Source organism: Geopseudomonas aromaticivorans, assembly GCF_019097855.1.
In the GTDB taxonomy this organism is placed as follows: domain Bacteria; phylum Pseudomonadota; class Gammaproteobacteria; order Pseudomonadales; family Pseudomonadaceae; genus Geopseudomonas; species Geopseudomonas aromaticivorans.
Window position 1 is genome coordinate 1 of sequence record NZ_JAHRGL010000047.1, and the last position, 2,177, is coordinate 2,177.

The 2,177-nt window shown below is 51.5% G+C and carries 2 protein-coding genes and 1 pseudogene; all 3 read right to left on the minus strand.

Annotated elements, in window-relative coordinates; all coding sequences use genetic code 11:
- A partial coding sequence (locus KRX52_RS21175) for a reverse transcriptase domain-containing protein (RefSeq protein ID WP_254797613.1) occupies positions 1–601 on the minus strand: 601 nt, incomplete at its 3' end.
- 33 nt (positions 602–634) lie between these two features.
- Positions 635–886, minus strand: a pseudogene (locus KRX52_RS21180) (aspartyl protease family protein); the annotation flags it as partial.
- 165 nt (positions 887–1,051) lie between these two features.
- Positions 1,052–1,366 carry a hypothetical protein gene (locus KRX52_RS21185; RefSeq protein WP_302850386.1) on the minus strand — a complete coding sequence of 105 codons (315 nt, stop codon included), beginning with the start codon at positions 1,364–1,366 and terminating at the stop codon, positions 1,052–1,054.
- Between the last annotated feature and the right edge of the window lie 811 nt (positions 1,367–2,177).

The following is a 2,177-nucleotide window of genomic DNA, read 5'->3' on the forward strand; positions in this document are numbered from 1 at the left end:
ATTCAAAGGCAAATATGGGCTGGTTGGTGGGATGTAGGCGGAGGCAGAAGAAAGCGTCTTTAAGATCTAAGACTGTGTACCAGGTATAGTTAGGTGGCAATCCACTCAGCAAATTGTAAGGGTTGGGGACAGTAGGGTGCATGTCCTCTATCCTTTTATTGACTTCTCTCAGATCCTGCACTGGCCTATAGTCATTAGTTCCCGGCTTCCTAACGGGTAGCAAGGGTGTATTCCAAGGAGATTTACAGGGCACCAGAATCCCTTGTTCAAGTAACCTTTTAATATGTGGCCGAATTCCTTCGCGGGCTTCTTTAGGCATTGGATACTGTCTGACGGATGCAGGAAGGATGGCAGCTTTTAAGGTTACTATAATTGGGGCCTGGTTAATGGCAAGGCCCATTCCTCCTGTTTCAGCCCAGGCTTGGGGAAATTCCGCAAGCCAGTGATCAAGGGTTTCCTGATTGTTCGAATTAGTCCTCTTTTCATGGAGTCTATATTCATCTTCTATGGACATTGTCAAGATGGTAAGGGGAATTCCCTCTGGCCCTGTGACTTTGACTTCTGACCTCTCAAAGTGTATTTGAGCTTTTAATTTGGTCAATAGGTCCCGTCCTAGTAAGGGGTAGGGGCAATCTGGCACATGGAGGAAAGAATGCATGACCTTACCGGTCTCGAGCTGGAGCTGCCGATCTGTGTTCCAACGGTCCTGCTTTCCGCCTGTAGCTCCCTGTACCCATGCAGTCCGGTGACTCAGGGGTCCGGGTGACCGATTCAGAACGGAATGTTGTGCCCCTGTATCGACTAGGAAGGTGACCGGATGCCCCCCGACTTGCAGTGTTATCCTGGGCTCAGGGGGGGGGGGGCTCCTGGCCCTGACTCCTCTAATCTTCTAGGTTCAGGAGGTCAGAAGCCCTTGGCCGTGGAAGCTTGGCCCGGGGGTTCTTAGGGCATTCTCTTGCCCAATGTCCTTTTTCTTTGCAGTAAGCACATTGATCCCTGTCCAGGTGGGGCCCCCTTCTGTCATCCCTCTGCCTATTCTGTCTCTGGCCTGTCATACTGTGGCCAATAGCCTACTCATTTCTTTATTCTGCTTACGGTCTCTTGCAACCTCTTTTTCCTCTGCTTCGTGTCTTAGTCTTTCCTCTCTCTCCTTGGTTTCCTTCCTCCAGCGTTCTTCTCTTTCTGTCTGTGTTTCCCTCTTATTAAAAATACGTTCTGCTTCCTTCAACAAATCTTGGAGTGTATATCCCTGTAAATTTTCTAGCCTTTGAAGCTTGTTTCTTATGTCCGGGGCTGACTGCCAAATAAAGGACATAGAAACGCTGGTGGCCTGCCCTGGATCTTCCGGATCATAGGGAGTATACATTCTATATGCTCCTTTTAGTCTCTCTAGAAAAGTGGCGGGCGATTCCTCCGCCCCCTGTATTACCTGCTTTACCTGGGCCAAATTGGTAGGTCGGCGTCCTGCCCCCCGGAGACCCGCTACCAGCAACTGGCGATAGAGACGCAGATGGGTCCTACCTGCTTCAGTAGTAAAATCCCATTCAGGTCTTTCAAGAGGGCAAGCCTCATCAATTTCATTGGGCAGCTGGGTGGGCTGCCCGTTGGCTCCTGGGACATTCTTTCGTGCTTCTAGTAGCATGCGCTGTTTCTCCTCCGAGGTTAAGAGGACCTGCAACAGCTGCTGACAATCATCCCAGGTGGGTTGGTGAGTCGTGAGGACCGACTCTATGAGAGATGTCAGCCTCACGGGGTCTGCAGAAAAAGAAGGATTATTATTTTTCCAGTTATAGAGGTCCGATGCTGAGAATGGCCAATACTGAGGTTGGCCGTTCAGCCCAGTTCGGAGGGGCAGAGTGGTTGAATCTGGAACGGGCTGCTCCCTACGACCTCTTAGTCGATAAGCCATTGGTGAAGGGTCAGGGGCCGCTTCCGCCAAGGCAGCGGCGGAGTCCGCTTCTGCCTCTGGTGGGGGCGGCAGTGGCGGATATGGCGGGGGCTCCTCCGTTAATAGATCAACCAACTGGTCTTCTCCCGGAGGGAGTACCTTAGGTGTCTTCTTTTCTTTAGCCTTAGTGTCTTTCACCACGGTAGGGTAAAGGTTGGAATGGGAAGGGGGGTTGGGAGGAATCAAAGGAGTGGGAGGTGTAGGGGCCGAAGGAATGGGTCGGTTGGAG